This window comes from Vibrio sp. Vb0937 (assembly GCF_033338855.1).
The window spans coordinates 1-1179 of sequence record NZ_JAWOTK010000329.1 but is presented as its reverse complement, the minus strand read 5'-3'; the positions used below and the strand labels follow the sequence as shown (position 1 = coordinate 1179).

Here is a 1179-nt window from a genome sequence, read left to right as displayed (position 1 = left end):
GATGACCTTCTGGGTATAACGCTTCAGACATACGTTCCCAAATCAAACCGTATGGACGGTTGTCATAACGTTGCGCACGCTCATTTTTCACCGTAGATCGTTGAATTTCAAATTTGCGCTGTGAAACCGCATCAAGTAAAAAGCCCATACGATCCGATTCAAGCCACAGCATTTTTTCCAGCTGATTCGCAGGAACGGTTTCAAAGTAATTGGTGCGATCGCGATTGGTCGTACCGTTTAACGTACCACCCGCCTCTGTGATGATTTTGAAGTGCTCTTGATCGCCAACGTTCTCTGAACCTTGGAACATCATATGTTCAAAGAAGTGCGCAAAGCCCGACTTACCGATTTCTTCACGAGCTGAACCGACGTGATACGTGACATCAACGTGTACCAATGGATCAGAGCCCTCTGGCGCTAGAATTACGGTCAAGCCGTTATCGAGTTTGTATTTTTGATATGGGATCTTAACTTTGCCGTCTTCTGCTTTCGATGATTCGACGAAAGTCACCCCTTTTGGCAACGATGAAACAGGGGAATTTGATGCACAGCCCGTGATCACTAACAGTGAGCACGCGCCAACCCAAAACATTCTCATGTACTTTCCTTAAAATAATCCGAGATAAATGGCCGCCAACAAGCTGTACCGAGCGGCTTTTCCTAAAAATATTAAAATCACACACGGCAGAAATTTCATCCTTAACCATCCAGCCGCGAGACACAACGGATCACCAATAATTGGTAACCAACTGAAAAACAATCCCCAGTAGCCATATTTTGCTAGCCACTTTAAAGCGGTATGACCATGTTTTTCTTCTTGGGTTTTATTGGGGATCCATAACCCAAGCCAGTAATTGGTTAAGCCACCAAGCGTATTACCTATTGTGGCAACCAAAAGAATAGAAGAAACCGCATATTGATTGAGTGAGAGAGTTGCTATCAGCCCAGCTTCAGAGCCACCAGGCAGTAAGGTGGCGCTCAGAAAGCCCGTTAAAAAAAGCACCCACAATGCTGAATCAGAAAACCAAAGGGCTAAATGTTCAAAAGCTGAATTGAATGCGTCTAGCATGTCATATCAAGTAATACCTTGCCTCTCGTTCGCCCCGATTCCACTTGCTGGTGTGCGGCGATAACTTCAGTCATTGGGTAAATGTGTTGCACTTCTGTTTTAAGTAATCC

3 protein-coding genes are annotated in these 1179 nt (G+C 44.8%); all 3 read right to left on the bottom strand.

From position 1 onward, the window contains the following. Positions 1-598 (bottom strand): M16 family metallopeptidase (locus tag R7P67_RS25475; protein ID WP_318086404.1); only part of this gene is annotated, 598 nt, incomplete at its 3' end. 9 nt (positions 599-607) lie between these two features. Continuing rightward, a complete protein-coding gene (locus R7P67_RS25470; protein WP_005462564.1) occupies positions 608-1069 on the bottom strand; it encodes a YqaA family protein in 462 nt (153 codons plus the stop codon). Next, positions 1063-1179 (bottom strand): zinc-binding dehydrogenase (locus tag R7P67_RS25465; RefSeq protein ID WP_318086405.1); only part of this gene is annotated, 117 nt, incomplete at its 5' end. The genes R7P67_RS25465 and R7P67_RS25470, both read right to left, overlap by 7 nt.

What these genes read in the sequence shown, in the direction of transcription:
- R7P67_RS25470 (WP_005462564.1), bottom strand. Translation starts at nt 1,069, where the DNA reads ATGCTAGACGCATTCAATTCAGCTTTTGAACATTTAGCCCTTTGGTTT.